We start from the raw sequence: 13,532 nt of genomic DNA, 5'->3' as shown, positions 1-13,532 counted from the left end.
GGTTGCCAAATTCATGCTATGAGCGCGAAAGTATCTGCCGAGAGGGCGGAAACTGAACCTTCGCTGCGCATTGCGCCAATGTCCGCTCCATTGAGGCCTTGCTACCTAAGTACCGCTCAATTTGCGAAACTTAGATGGTGAAATTCCAAACCAGCTGGCAAATGTGCGGCGGAAGCTGTTGACCTCGCTGAACCCAAGATTGAAGGCAACCTCCGCGACAGAAAGGTCAGTGCCCGACAGCAGCGACCTGGCTCGATCTGTCTGTTCAGCCACACGGATCTCTTTGAAACTGGTGTTCTCTGCAGTGAGTTGCCGTTGCAGCTTGCGTACGCTGACACCCAATGTGGCCGCCACCGTTTCGATGTCGGCGTGCCCCATGGCGAGTTGCGCGCGCAAGGCGTTCCCAACCAACTCTTTGGTGGTTGAGGGCGTTTGCCGCGACCGGACATCGCGGATGCCTGCCAACGTCATCGCCAGCCTCTCATCGGTTGTCCGCGGATTAGGGGTTTCGATTTCTGACAGAGGGATCGCAATGCTGGCGGCGGATCCCCCCACACGCACCTCTGCATTGTAGATGTACTGCAACGCGGTTTCGGTACCTCGGTGCACCTCTGGCATCTCCACCCAGCTCGGCCGCCAGCGGCGTCCACAGAACTCGCGCACCACAGACTGCAGCACAAACGGAAGGTCCTGATCGATCAAATTTGCCCCGGCGATTCCGCCGAGCATGGCATCAAACCCAAGCACAAAATGATCGCCAACCACGCGGGTGCGCATAACTGACCCCCGTTGCAGGAACGGCAGGATTTTTTCGGCCCGCGCCAGGGCCACATCCAGTTTCGGCGCGCCGAGCACATAGTCTGCGTAGGCCCCAAAGGAGGCGTAATGGAAGTCTTGCGTGATATAGGCACCGATGTGTTTTTCGGAGATCTTCAGGCTGGCGGCTTGCATGAACCGCGCCTGAAGCCGATAGGGGAGGAACACCGTCGGGTCTTCCATTACCGCTCGCGACAGTCCAGCTTCTTTCAGGGCATGTTCGGACACCCGCGGCGATGCAATTTGGTCAAGCCCTTGTAGCGCGGGGCGAAACGCCAAGGTGCTTTGCAAAACCGTGTCCATGACGGACAGTTTGTCGTGAAATGATCACTTTTGGAAGTGGCGCGGCCTCCCCCCACAAATTACCTCCAGTTTAGCAAAACGAATGACCCAAACTGAAAGTTGGAGACCAAACATGAAACGCCGTTCCGTCCTGAAAGTTGTTCTGACAAGCGCACTGATTGCGGCTCTTTCGGTGCCTGCGGTCGCCACCGCAGACAGCGCAAAGCCCGTGATTGAAGGTCTGCCAATGGCGGCGCGGACCGCACCGGTTCCTGCGGGCGTGTCCCCGGAATTGGCCGAGCTCATCGAAAGCCGTCAAGTTGGAACGCATGCCGAAACGCCATCCTCCACCGAGCAATGGCTTACGTTGCAAGCCGAGTTTGACGCTGCCTCCCTGCAAGGGGTCGCACGTTTGCTTGAGATGACCGGCGCTCATTTTGCCATCGAGAACGTGGCGGGGGTGACCACCTACCGTGTCACGCCAACCACCATTGATCCCCGGTGGGCGGACACCGTTTTTGTGCATGTGCACGGCGGGGCCTTTGTTTTTAATGGTGGTGAAGCCGCCATGGCCGAAGCGATCTGGATGGCGCATGGTTTGGGTGTTGAGGTGGTGTCCGTCGATTATCGCCGCCCACCGCTGCATCCGTTTCCTGCCGCAACAGATGATGTGATCGCCGTGTGGCAGCAAGTTATCAAGGACCATGATCCAGCCAAAGTTGCGATGTTTGGCACCTCTGCGGGGGGCAACCTGGTGTTGTCGACAGTTTTACAACTGCGCGACATGGGCACCCCTTTGCCTGGAGCCATTATGGCAGGCACGCCCGCTGTGGATCTGGCGCAGGCGTCGGACAGCTGGATCACGTTGCAGGGTCTTGATCCGCTTGGCGCCCGCGAGGGTGTGATTGAAGGCACGTTTGACATTTATGCGGACGGTACCGACCGCACCGATCCGCGACTGTCCCCGATCTACGCCAATCTGGACAACCTGCCACCGACGGTTCTTCTGACCGGCACACGCGACCTGTTGCTAAGCGACACGGTGCGCATGCACCGCGCCCTACGCGCCGCCGGAGTTGCCGCCGATCTACATGTCTACGACGGCCAGTCACACGGCGACTACATGGCAGGTTTCTTCGTGAACGCGCCAGAGACTCATGACGCTTGGCGTGAGCTCAACACCTTCTTTGACCTGCATCTGGAGTGACCAACAATGACCGTTTTTGCAAAACTCCCGCTTCTGCTGTTGGGTCTTCTGATGACCCACAGTGCCCACGCAGAGCCTGTTAAAGATTTCACCAACATGCTCGCCGCAGAGACATTTACCGGACGGATAGAGGCCAGTGAGAGCGCTCTGGTGGCCAATTCGGTGCGCGGCATCCTTGCGGCGGTGCATTTCAAGCCGGGCGATACGGTTGAGAAAGGCCAATTGCTGTTTGAAATTGCGGCCCCCGCTTACGAACAAAAGCTCGCCGCCAGCCGTGCGGTCGAAAACCGTCGTGAGGCCGAATTGGCAACAGCGGAGGCCGAGGCGCAACGGCAGGCGAAACTTGGTGCGCGCGATGCGGTTTCCGAACTGGCCGTTCAAAATGCTACGGACCGGCTGATACTGGCCAAGGTGGCGTTGCAAGAGGCGCAGGCGCACCGTGCATTGGCAGAGCTTGAGCTGGCTTCGACACAGATCAGAGCGCCGATTTCGGGGCAAATTGGGCTCGCCCACAAACAGGTGGGCACCTATCTGGACACAGAAAACGGTCAAGCGCTGGCGCAGATTGTGCACACAGACACGGTCCGCGTCGTATACGGAATGTCGTACAATCCCTGATCGCGCTGAACCAGTCGACGCCAGAGGGCCTGAGTGCTCTGATGGAGCGCTTTCAGGTCGACTTGCATTTGCCAGGTGACGTTCAGCCACTGGCACAGGGTGGCCGCGTGCTTTTTGCTGAAAGCGTGCTGGCCGCGAACGAAACCCTGCGCATCTGGGCGGAAATCCCAAATCTTGAGCGCGGCCTTATTCCCGGTTTGAACGTCGAAGTCAAAGTCAGCTTTTCAAACTAAAGCAGGTCGCGCGTCAGGCGCGGCCCACTTTTCCTCTCTTTCCTGGAGCAGTTCCATGGCCCGGTTCAGCGATCAAATCCACACCCTGAAATACCTGTTTATCGCGGTCGCGGCGATACAGCTGGTGACTGCGGCATCGGGCACCATCGTCGCGCTCTATTTTGCCCAAACCGGCGCGTCTCAAGAAATCGCCGCGCTGGCGCCCGCTGCTTACTCGTTGGGGTTCCTGATCGGCTGTTTCTACATTGCAGGCTGGATCACCAGCATTGGACATATTCGTGCATTTTCTGCGGCGGCGGCCATATGTACCGCTGCCGCCCTGCTGTTTTCCGTGACTGACAACGAGCCCACGCTGCTAATCGTGCGCCTGATGACCGGCGTTGCAACCGCGGGTCTTTTTGCCATCGGTGACGCCTGGATCAGCGAAACCGTCGACGAAAAATCGCGGGGCCGATTGCTTGCCGTGTTTGCCATTATCCTCGGGTTGATGTCGGTTCTAAGTCAGGTTCTCGTCATCGTTACACCCGACGACCTGAACCAGTCTTTTGTGCTGATGTCCTTGCTCTACTGTCTGGCCATCGTGGTGATCGCCGCCACGCCCAGCACGCCGCCCGAGGGCAAAGAACGGGCAAATGTGCGTTTCAAGGCGCTGTTTCAAGACGCGCCCACTGCCGCCCTCGGCGCGCTCACCGTTGGTATCGTGTCCACCGTGTTCATTAATGTTGTGCCGTATCGGGCGGCTGTCATTGGCATTGATGCCGCGGATGTGGCCATTGGCATCGCTGCTATTTACGTCGGGCGTATCCTGTTTCTCTATCCGATTGGATTTTTGTCAGACCGCATGGATCGGCGCCGCGTCATTGTAGTGACGGCGACAGTCGCAACCGGCGCTCTTGCGGCCTTCGCCACTTTCGCCACTGGTGACGGTGCGCGCCACGCTGACATCGTGGGCACACCACTATATATTGCAATGCTCGCCGGATTGATCCTGCTGGGCGGATCGATGCTCACCCTCTACTCACTGCTTTTGGCTCACGCGATGGACCGCACTGTGCCCGTCTATGTCGCGTCCAGCGCTGTCACAATGCTGTTTGTCTTCACCATCGGCGGCATTGCAGGCCCACTCATGACCAGCGCGCTTTCGGCGGTATTTGGCGATGCGGTCATGGGCTGGGTGCTTGTAATTGCGATGGCCGCCTTCGTGGGCTTCACTGCTTTCAGGATCAAAACAGTGGCCCCGGCTGCCAGAGCGGAACAAACCCACTTTAAGGCGACCGAAACCACCAGCCTCAAATCCGTCCCCACCCAGAAACGGTAAGGTAGGAGACCACCATGACCACCCCCTTCACTAACCTCTTTCGCGCAGAAAAAGCCACTCTGCTCATCTGGCTGGTATTTGTTGCTATGACCTTCGCCGGCGACCTCATCAAGCCAACGGCCATGGGTTCCAGCATGTCCTGGCTCCTGCTGGGCGGCATTTTTGAGAGGACGTGACTGCTTTTTTCCAAAGGTGAAGAAGCATCAGCTAGCAGGCGCATTGGCGAGTTCGCAGCGAATAAAGCGCCGATATTTGATCCGTAACGTAGCACCGCTGTAGCACCAGGCACGGCAGCCCTAAACACAGAAAGCGCCCCTTGGGCGCTACAGTGTTGTATTATATGGTATATTTGTTGGTTGCGGGAGCAGGATTTGAACCTGCGACCTTCAGGTTATGAGATAGCTTACGCTCACCTGCACCAACTACGCTCGAAAACGCTGCCTTACCCTATCTTATTGGAATCGTTTATTTATTATTGACGACCAGCGCGCCCCGTTCCTACCTCTTACGCCATGAACCGCTTCCAGTTGCTTCCACAATGCTTCCACGGGGTGATGACAGAGAAAGGATGAGGGATGCCCAAACTGACCAAACGCGCCGTAGAAGCCTTACCGGTTGAGGCGAAAGACTACTTCGTATGGGACAGCCAGATTGCCGGGTTTGGTGTCCGCGTGATGCCCTCCGGGGCCAAGACCTATCAGGCGCAATATCGCAAAGGTGGACGGACACGGCGCGTTTCCATCGGACGACATGGCAAGATCACCGTGGACGAGGCGCGAAAGCTGGCAAAGGAACTCATGGGGCAAGTGGCTAAGGGTGAGAACCCTGCCGAGGAGATTGCCCAGCATCGCCGCGCACCCACGGTCGCGGCATTGTGTGAGCGGTTCTTTGATACCCACGTCAAGGAACGCTGCAAGCCGTCCACCCAAGGCGAGTATCGCAGGGCAATTGACCTGTTTATCGTTCCAGCCATTGGCAGCTTCAAAGTGGTCGACGTAGAACGGAAAGATATTGCCGAACTGCACCACAAGTTTCGGGACAAACCCTATCAAGCCAACCGGACATTGGGCGTTTTGTCCAAGATGTTCAATCTGGCGGAAATCTGGGGCTTGCGGTCTGACGGGTCGAACCCCTGTCGCCATGTCCCGAAATACCGTGAAGAAAAACGGGAACGGTTTCTGAACCAAGTTGAGTTGCAACAGCTCGGGCAGGTTTTGGCAGAGGCGGAGCAGGACGGGTCAGAGTCGCCCTTTGTTATCGCCGCTTTCCGGTTGCTGATCCTGACCGGGTGTCGCCTTGGTGAAATCCAAACCTTGCAATGGTCCTTCATCACAGACGCAGGAATGGAGCTTCCAGACACCAAAACAGGCGCGCGGCGCATTCCCCTGCCCCAAGCCGCCCGAGCGGTTCTGAGCGCCCTGCCACAGCTTCCTGAGAACCCTTACGTCATCGCCGGGGCTGTTCCGGGCCACTACGCCACCGACCTGCAAAAGCCATGGCGTCGTATACGTGAACGGGCTGGTCTGCATGATGTCCGTATTCACGACCTGCGCCACACCTATGCGTCGAATGCCGTATCGTCGGGAATGCCCATTCAGATGGTCGGGCGGTTGCTGGGCCACAGCCAAATTCAAACTACGATGCGGTATGCGCATTTAGCCGATGACCCGGTACGGCAGGCAGCGGAAGAAAACGCAGCGCGGCTCAATACAATCGTAGGCGCGCAGGAACCTAACCATGGGCTGCGTATAGTTAGGTAAGGCGCTCAGCGCGACCAACCCCCTAAACGTATACATAGGCGGATTACATTACGTGGGGCGTCTACGTATACGATACGTTACATAGAGGTTTTCTTCCTACCCGGGGTATACGCGGGGCCGGGTATACCCCGGGTAGGGAAATCCACGCTGGCGACAGCGAACTCACAGACTGAGATAAGTAGGGCTTGGCTCAGTTTGCCGTTCTAATGAAATCTACCAGAGCCTCAACGCGTTCAGCCAAGTCTAACACTTCCAGATTTGCAGGTGCTTCGCACACCAGCCGGGCGACCTTCACTTTGTCTACGTCCTTGAAAACCAACTCGCCGTCCTCTTTATCCACTTCGCCTTTAGTGCGCTTCCTGATGAAATGCAGTGCATGGTCATATTTTCCTCCCCGATGGGGTTTCGAATATCTGGTTGGGCGGACCTGCTGGACGGCCGACTGCAAGACGTCGTGGTCGACGTAGTTTTCGATCTCGCGCCCGTCCGTCACCCAAACCAAGCCCTCCGCGTCAGCAAATTCGTCAACGACGCGCTGTTTGGTTTCTCGGATTTTCCCGGCAGAGCTAGCAAGATCACTGTCAATCACGACGGCGCTGTGCTGGTTCAAGGCCCGCAAATCAATCAGGCCCGCAACGTCTTCTTCGTCGGCACTCAGGTGGCTCAATAGGCGGCCGCCGTAAAACATTATGGAATAGTGCGTCCCTTCCTTCAAAGAACTATCGACTGCGCTTATCCAATGGCGCAAGTAGATACGATCCGAAGGACCTTCCACCCAAATTACAGCATTTGCCTGCACTATATCGGACGCCTTGTACCCGAGGTCGTTGCACAGCTGCCGCCTGTCCTTCTTGAGGCTGATATTGCGCACCCTCGTTTGGTTCCCGTCGTTGGCAACGTGAAACACCGATGCGTCCGCGCTATCAATGAATGCTGCCGAGTGCGTGGCAATGAAATACTGGTTCTTGGTGTTCTTTCGCAGGTAGGCGATGAGCTTTCTTTGAAGCAGCGGGTGCAGATGGATTTCCGGTTCTTCGATACAAACAATCGCGTTCTCTTGAAGCGTGCAATAGGATGCGATCAAGACGACTTCGTGGATGCCGGTGCCCAATGAAGACAAGGGTAGGATTTTATCGTCCATGTGGACGTGTACGTGTTCTTTGTCGTGGGGAATTTCTATTTGGGCGTCCGGTTTGCCTGTCACGTCTCGCAAGAATGCGTTGATTTGCGCAAAGCGCTTTCTGTCATCTAGCTTCTCTAAGCTGGGGTTTTGAAGCTCCGCAAGTCGGTTAATCAGCCCTTTTCCACCGAAGCCTTCAAAATTATCAGTTTTAGGACCGAGCACGCGTTTAGCTGGAATTAAGCTAATGGGTGCCGAAACAGGCGCTGGCAATCTGCAAAGATTGTTGACCAAGTCTTGCTCTAGCCTTTGTTGCCCAACGCTGCTGGATACCGACATAGTCAAAGCAGCATATCGTAAAGTATGCGGATGGGTTTCACGCAGAATATCCTGCGGAATAGATGATTTAAGCGGAACACTACGGTTGTTGGAAGACGTTGGGGGAAAAGACCAAAGCGCTCCGTTTATGGCTAGCGCATGCGTCAATTTAGATAGAAACGTCTCGACAAACTTGCGGTCTACAGATGGGATTGAGCGGTTCTCAATAGCTTCCAGAATTTTACTTTGGACAGCCGAAATTGGGGTTCCAAGCGCGAATTTCAATTCTCCGCTGGGACGACCACGGTAAGTTTCAACTGGCGACAGCGCCGGAGTATAACTCCTCTGATTGTCTCGCCGGACAAGTTGTTCTGCAATAAAGTTTAGGACGGTAGACTTGCCTGCGTTGTTTGCACCGACGAAAATGTTCATATCACCGAAAGGGGCTATGAACTGCATTTCTGACCCAATGCCTCTGTAAAACTGTAAAGCCAAGCCGTGAAGAAAAACGGGCATTTAGTCCTCAATACTGATTGTTGTTTATGCTCGCCACGGACCTTGTTTCGCTCGACAGAATACAGTGCCGCGACAGCGATTTTCGCGACACCCCAACTTAACTCGACGGAATAGTCAAATACTATTCCTCACCAAGTAGTTGCGCGGTTTAGTCCCTACCCGGGGTATACCCTGCCAGACGCATACCTTAATCGGTAAAACGCAAACCCATATTCGAAGAATCGAAACGCCGTTTGGTTTGAACACGATCGAAGAGGCAGTCCCATACTTATCGTAACCGACAATCAAGTAGTTCCCCCAAGGTTCTACGAAGACACATACGACGACAACGCCGTTCAATACCTTTGTGAAGTTGGGGAACTCGCCCCTGCGAACACCCGGGTTTTCGCGGAAAAACTTGAACATAGCGCCGCTATATACCGCTGGGAAACTGCGAAGTTTGAGAACCTTCCTCGAAACAGCGATGTGGCGCGAGAGCTGAAGGACATAGCAAAACAAGCCAATCGGCTGAAATCTTCACTTGATCAGTTGTCATGGAAAGCAAAGTCGGAACTCGACAAGCACGCTGATATTGATGCGCAACATGCTATCTCTGGTTCATTGGCCGCCCCAAGCGAACCCTCTCTGGCGGTGTCTTTGAAGCATCTGGAAATTGGCGTCCCTTGCGTGATTATGAATGTTCCAACACTGAGTTCAGTGATTGAAGGTTTGGAAATTGCAGCCACCAGCAGAAGCGCAAATCTTCCAAAAGGAAGACCCGGACAAGTCCGCTCATACGGATTGCGGCTTTGGATGCGTAACATCGCTGATCTTTGGGATGGAACGACAAGTCAGGCGTTTACACGGGACGTTACTTCGACAGGCGAGCCTATAACAAACGCCGCTCGCTTTTGCGCTGAAGCATTTCGAAGTATCGACCCAAGCATTCCAACGTCGCGCGTCATGAGGGAGTTAAAAGATTGCATCCGTGAGCGCGATTAGCTTACTGGACGAATTGTTGTTCAAATTCGCGGTTAATTCGTCCAGCGCTTTCGCTCGAAAATCGCACCCAAGCGCCCCTATGTTCGCCTCATAGCAACTTACGTTGAAAGGTCGAACAGAATGCAACAACAGGCAATTGCCACCGAGCAGACCATCCCCACTTCTGACTATTGGGATGGTTTTATTACCGAGATCGAAGCGGCAGACTATCTCTGCCAAAGCGTGCGCACCATGCAGAAATGGCGCGTCACTGGCTTTGGCCCTTCCTACTACAAACCGGGCCGGTCGGTGCGCTATCGCCGCCGCGATCTGCGCATTTGGGCCGAAGGTCGCCGCCGCCGTAACACCTCGCAAGTCTAAGTTTTACCCGTACGGGGTTGGCAGCGCTGTGCGGGATTTTGGGGCCGGAATGGCTCTGTAGGGGCGCGGGCGAAACGGACCCGCGCCCCTTTCCTCAAACATCAACAGAAAGACACTGAACCATGGCTAACCAGCCTGCACAGAAATTCAAAATTGGCCTGATCACTGCAACCATCTGGGACAATGAAGGCTTCTACACCGTCGACATGTCCCGCGCCTACAAGACCGACACCGGCGACTGGCGCAATTCGAACAGCTTCCACCATTCGGACCTGCTCAATCTCTCGAAATGCGCGGAGCGCGCCGAAATCTGGATTGGTCGTCAAACCAATGCCAGGTGATGGCAGCGCCGGAGCGGCTTCGCTCCGGCCCCAAAACAAATGCTGCCCCGCCGGAGGCACTAAGGGGGCGTAAGCCCCCGCATTCTTTTTCCCAACATCGCCACACAATCCAGCGGCAGGGCGTGCCGCGATAGAGGGGGGTCTTGTAACACCCCCCTCCACGAATACGAAAGCGAAGGTCAGCGCAAATGGAAGCAACGATCCTGCATTCTGGCTTCGATGGGCTGAAATTCACTGTTCAGGCAGATATCCCTGACTGTCTTCGCGAAGAACTGGCATCCGCCAAGCAACATGCCAAAGAAACCTATGGCGACTGTGTTCTCGAATTTGGCACTGTGTCGCTCAACGTGACCAGCAAGGGCGCACGCGGCTTCACCGCTCATTCCGGCGATCATGGGGCCGTGTGGCTGTTTCAGGACCCACAGGACCGCGTTCCAAACAATCCCGGCATCACCCCGTGCCTTTGGGCTGGCCACGGTTGGTCTGGAAGGCGCGGAGCGACACTTTCGCGACTGCATGGAAGCATTCGGGGTCAAGTACGTGGAAACGCAATTGCGAGTCGCGCGGGCTGACTTCGCGGTGGACTTGCTGGCCCCATGGTTTGAACCTGACCGCGAAGCACTGGTTGTGCCACCCGGCACAAAGGTCACGGAATATACTGGCGTTGATGAAACCGCGACCGTATCCAGCGGCGCGCGCGTGGTTGGCTTGCGTGCTGGGGCCGTCGCCAATCGTCAACTGGCGATCTATGACAAGCGGGCCGAGGTTATCCAGCAAAACAAGATGGGCTGGCTGACCATCTGGAACGCAGCGCTAGAAGCGGTAGGCAAACCGCCCCTTGATCTGACCGACCGGGCAACAAGTCAGGTCTGGCGCTTCGAGATGCGACTTGGCTCCAAGCAACTCCGCAACCGGTTCGAAATGCGAAACTGGCAGGATGTGCACGATATCATCGGAGATGCCTTTACAGACGCGCTGAGGCGCATTCGCTACTGTATGCCCACAGCAGATGGAAACCGCGCCCGATGGCCCACACACGAGCTTTGGCGGCAGTTTGAAGCTGTGGTTGGCAATGATCTTTATCAGAACTGCGCGGGTGTTCTGCCCAACGAGGTAATTCAAGCCAATCGCGCAGCAAAGATGCGGGAACTGGATGCACAACTAGCAGGACTGTTTGTCACTCGAGCGGCGATTTCAGACGTTTCTGCGGACAGTTTCAGTAATTTTTTGGAAAGTCACTCTGACGTGTTGGTTCGGCTCGTTGAAGAGCATACCACCCCACTCGAAGAACGGCTTTCCAAGGCGCGCGGTAAGTATCGGTTGTCTTGAGGGGCCACCAAGCCGTCATTCGCTGCGGCTGCGACACTGGTACCTACTGACAGCAGCTATGCGCAGAAAACGGACTTTGCAAAGTCGCCGCCGCTTCCAACATCTGGGCCAAACTCATTGAATGACCAGCAACGATGCAATCGTTTCGTGCCGCTATTCTCTGCGGTCAAATCGCACTAAAGTCACGCGGCATCTGCGAAGCAGCAGAAGTCGGGACTTTTCGTTATATGCCCTTCTCATCATAGGCATTTTTCTTGTAGTCCTTTGAGATGCCATGTTTCTACTTCCCTCTGCTATTTTGGGCTCCATCCTCTAACGAGGATGTCAAAATCGCGCCATTTGGGCTGCATCATCGTCGCTGGGATGTGTCCATTTTTGACTTGCATTCATTGGTGGCGGAGAAGCATCCAATTAGAATGAGTGCGGAGCTAATGCAGATCTTCCTGCCGAGCGTCAATATCGAGATTTCGGTAGATGCACCGGACCATGTTGAGGCAATAAAGCTATTAGATACACTAAGGGTAATGCTATACCTAAAGGGCATGGCACCGACCATTGCGCCATTTGCTACAAGTCATTCTATTAACGAATACGCTGGCATCAATGCTCGCAGTTCCAGCCTTCGGAGCGAAGAACTTCCCGAGAGAATGCGACACGGCATCACTGCTAAAAATTCTCGGGTAGAAGGATGGCCGACAGAGCTGAGTTTTACTGTATTGCGCGGAGGTAGTGAGAGCTTCTCGAACAAACTTGACCCAACTGATTTCACCCAAGCTGTTGATGCTGTGTCGGCTTGGCAAGAAATCGAGAACCAGTTCAGCAAAGCTACAACTCTACGTGCGGCTTTGGCTAAAGCCCCCTTGATGCCTGACCGGGCGTCCTCGATCCTTCACATCTGGCAGTCTCTAGAGGCCGTCTTTGGCAAGGGGCCGGAGTTGTCATTTCGAATGTCCCTGGCATTGGCTGAGTTGTGCGGCCCTGTTGCATTGCGCGCGGAAACGTACTCCGAAGCCAAGAAAAGTTACAAGGATCGAAGCGAAATTACCCATGGGAAAGCGAACCTTGTGAACGACGAAAAATGGTTGCGAGCCTGGGGACTTCTAGTGAGAACAATTCAGTCGATACTGTACCGAAAAACCATCCCTTCAGAGGACGAGCTCTTCTCGGAGCTTCTTTCCCGCTGAACTCACAACTAACAAGTAGAACCAGCGGATCAGCCAATGTCTGGATTTCAGTCAGCTTCAACTCAGGAAATCACGAACTGTGGCTCCGGCTCAGGTTTTCGCTATTGTACTGTGAAGTGGGGATTTAGGTGACCAATTCTGGATCGGGCAAAACACCAGAAACTTCGCGTTCCATTCGTCAGCCAAATGTTGAGCGTCGCGCACTAGATCATCTGGTAATGATGAGATCTCATCTAGAATCGATAGGACGAATAACGGCCAAGGCTTCAAAGGCGAACCTGATTGGCCCTTGGTCCACTTTGGCCGTTCGGCAGTCACAGCTCGATATTCGATTTGTTGTTGAGGAGATGTTGTTACTCAGCGTTGCAGCCAACCAACAGGCTGGAGAGACTATTTCAAAGGGTATTCGGAAGGAGTACAAAGCTGGCATTCTGGCAAAGAAACTAGCCCAGTTAAACCCGAATTTCTTTCCGATTCCGATTTCGGTGGTCGATACGGATGAGCCGGGGATAGCCGGTCGCTTTGTAATTCGTGAAGGGAACCACCTAACCCAAGAATTGGCTATTGAGTACTGGAACAGATCTGGAAACATCCTACACGCAAATTCCCAAGTCCTTTCCCATGATAAAGTTTCAAATTGCTTGGAAAGAGCCCGAGAGTTCTTGGATCTATGCAAAAGTCTTTTGGAGACTTTTGAGGTGGATGTGTCAGGTAAAGGAATGTGGATAGGTGGTCATCTTAATTTCGGCTCTGATCAAGCACCGGAGCTATTCTATGCCTCAGTGACAGCTTGAAATGAAGAATTCGATCGAACTAACTACCTTGAGCGTATCGCCTCTTTGGGCTGTGACCGACGTGCTGCGTTTGCAAAGCAGGCTGGCTTGGGCAAAGTCCACTATGGGCTCATCGAGGCCTCTACGGCGACTTGTGCAAGTAGTCTCTGTTGCGCATTCACCACAGGCCCAATTCACCCCATTTGCTTCCACAGTGCTTCCAGTTGTGTTTGCGCAAATAGAAACACCGCCCTGAGGCGGCGTGTAGCGTGTTGTTTTTGTGTGTTAATTTTGGTTGCGGGAGCAGGATTTGAACCTGCGACCTTCAGGTTATGAGCCTGACGAGCTACCGGGCTGCTCCATCCCGCGACACTTT

At 54.7% G+C, this 13,532-nt stretch carries 15 protein-coding genes and 1 tRNA gene; 13 read left to right on the top strand and 3 right to left on the bottom strand.

Going from position 1 to position 13,532, the window contains the following annotated elements; all coding sequences use genetic code 11:
* Positions 1–105: 105 nt before the first annotated feature.
* Complete coding sequence (locus tag ACR0D6_RS10730; protein WP_480765492.1) at positions 106–1,044, bottom strand: helix-turn-helix transcriptional regulator; 939 nt, start codon at positions 1,042–1,044, stop codon at positions 106–108.
* A gap of 187 nt (positions 1,045–1,231) precedes the next feature.
* On the opposite strand from ACR0D6_RS10730, the gene ACR0D6_RS10725 reads away from it, so the two are divergent.
* The 6 genes from ACR0D6_RS10725 to ACR0D6_RS10700 all read left to right on the top strand — a co-directional run bounded on the left by ACR0D6_RS10725 (position 1,232) and on the right by ACR0D6_RS10700 (position 6,234).
* Positions 1,232–2,305, top strand: a complete 1,074-nt coding sequence (locus ACR0D6_RS10725) for an alpha/beta hydrolase (RefSeq protein ID WP_480765491.1) — start codon at positions 1,232–1,234, stop codon at positions 2,303–2,305.
* A 51-nt stretch (positions 2,306–2,356) separates the two neighbouring features.
* Positions 2,357–2,923 (top strand): efflux RND transporter periplasmic adaptor subunit, encoded by a 567-nt coding sequence (locus tag ACR0D6_RS10720; RefSeq protein ID WP_480765490.1) that lies wholly within the window; start codon positions 2,357–2,359, stop codon positions 2,921–2,923.
* A gap of 41 nt (positions 2,924–2,964) precedes the next feature.
* Entirely contained in the window at positions 2,965–3,156 is a 192-nt protein-coding gene (locus tag ACR0D6_RS10715) for a hypothetical protein (protein ID WP_480765489.1), read from the top strand.
* Between the two features lie 55 nt (positions 3,157–3,211).
* Positions 3,212–4,474, top strand: coding sequence for an MFS transporter (locus ACR0D6_RS10710; protein WP_480765488.1), 1,263 nt, complete (start codon positions 3,212–3,214; stop codon positions 4,472–4,474).
* A gap of 14 nt (positions 4,475–4,488) precedes the next feature.
* Complete coding sequence (locus tag ACR0D6_RS10705; RefSeq protein ID WP_480765487.1) at positions 4,489–4,650, top strand: hypothetical protein; 162 nt, start codon at positions 4,489–4,491, stop codon at positions 4,648–4,650.
* A gap of 399 nt (positions 4,651–5,049) precedes the next feature.
* Positions 5,050–6,234: a tyrosine-type recombinase/integrase gene (locus ACR0D6_RS10700; RefSeq protein ID WP_480765486.1), complete on the top strand. Its 1,185-nt coding sequence runs from the start codon at positions 5,050–5,052 to the stop codon at positions 6,232–6,234.
* A gap of 190 nt (positions 6,235–6,424) precedes the next feature.
* On the opposite strand, the gene ACR0D6_RS10695 is transcribed toward ACR0D6_RS10700, so the two are convergent.
* Entirely contained in the window at positions 6,425–8,188 is a 1,764-nt protein-coding gene (locus tag ACR0D6_RS10695; RefSeq protein ID WP_480765485.1) for an AAA family ATPase, read from the bottom strand.
* A 465-nt stretch (positions 8,189–8,653) separates the two neighbouring features.
* On the opposite strand from ACR0D6_RS10695, the gene ACR0D6_RS10690 reads away from it, so the two are divergent.
* From ACR0D6_RS10690 to ACR0D6_RS10660, 7 genes are all read left to right on the top strand, one after another.
* Positions 8,654–9,169 carry a hypothetical protein gene (locus ACR0D6_RS10690; RefSeq protein ID WP_480765484.1) on the top strand — a complete coding sequence of 172 codons (516 nt, stop codon included), beginning with the start codon at positions 8,654–8,656 and terminating at the stop codon, positions 9,167–9,169.
* 120 nt (positions 9,170–9,289) lie between these two features.
* Complete coding sequence (locus tag ACR0D6_RS10685) at positions 9,290–9,529, top strand: helix-turn-helix domain-containing protein (protein ID WP_480765483.1); 240 nt, start codon at positions 9,290–9,292, stop codon at positions 9,527–9,529.
* 122 nt (positions 9,530–9,651) lie between these two features.
* Positions 9,652–9,870, top strand: a complete 219-nt coding sequence (locus tag ACR0D6_RS10680) for a hypothetical protein (RefSeq protein ID WP_480765482.1) — start codon at positions 9,652–9,654, stop codon at positions 9,868–9,870.
* Positions 9,871–10,058: 188 nt separating this feature from the next.
* Entirely contained in the window at positions 10,059–10,442 is a 384-nt protein-coding gene (locus ACR0D6_RS10675; protein WP_480765481.1) for a hypothetical protein, read from the top strand.
* The gene (locus ACR0D6_RS10670; RefSeq protein WP_480765480.1) at positions 10,387–11,199 is read left to right on the top strand and encodes a hypothetical protein; all 813 of its coding nucleotides are present in this window, start codon (positions 10,387–10,389) and stop codon (positions 11,197–11,199) included. The genes ACR0D6_RS10675 and ACR0D6_RS10670 overlap by 56 nt, the downstream gene beginning before the upstream one ends.
* Before the next feature lie 416 nt (positions 11,200–11,615).
* Positions 11,616–12,383, top strand: coding sequence for a hypothetical protein (locus ACR0D6_RS10665; RefSeq protein ID WP_480765479.1), 768 nt, complete (start codon positions 11,616–11,618; stop codon positions 12,381–12,383).
* A gap of 128 nt (positions 12,384–12,511) precedes the next feature.
* Complete coding sequence (locus ACR0D6_RS10660) at positions 12,512–13,177, top strand: hypothetical protein (protein WP_480765478.1); 666 nt, start codon at positions 12,512–12,514, stop codon at positions 13,175–13,177.
* A 271-nt stretch (positions 13,178–13,448) separates the two neighbouring features.
* Here the strand turns inward: ACR0D6_RS10660 and ACR0D6_RS10655 are convergent.
* Positions 13,449–13,525: transfer RNA gene (locus ACR0D6_RS10655), tRNA-Met, on the bottom strand.
* Positions 13,526–13,532 lie beyond the last annotated feature (7 nt).

The sequence above is a fragment of the Ruegeria sp. BJ6 genome, assembly GCF_056537885.1.
The sequence above is the reverse complement of the archived record's forward strand: the minus strand, read 5'-3'. Positions and strand labels throughout refer to the sequence as shown.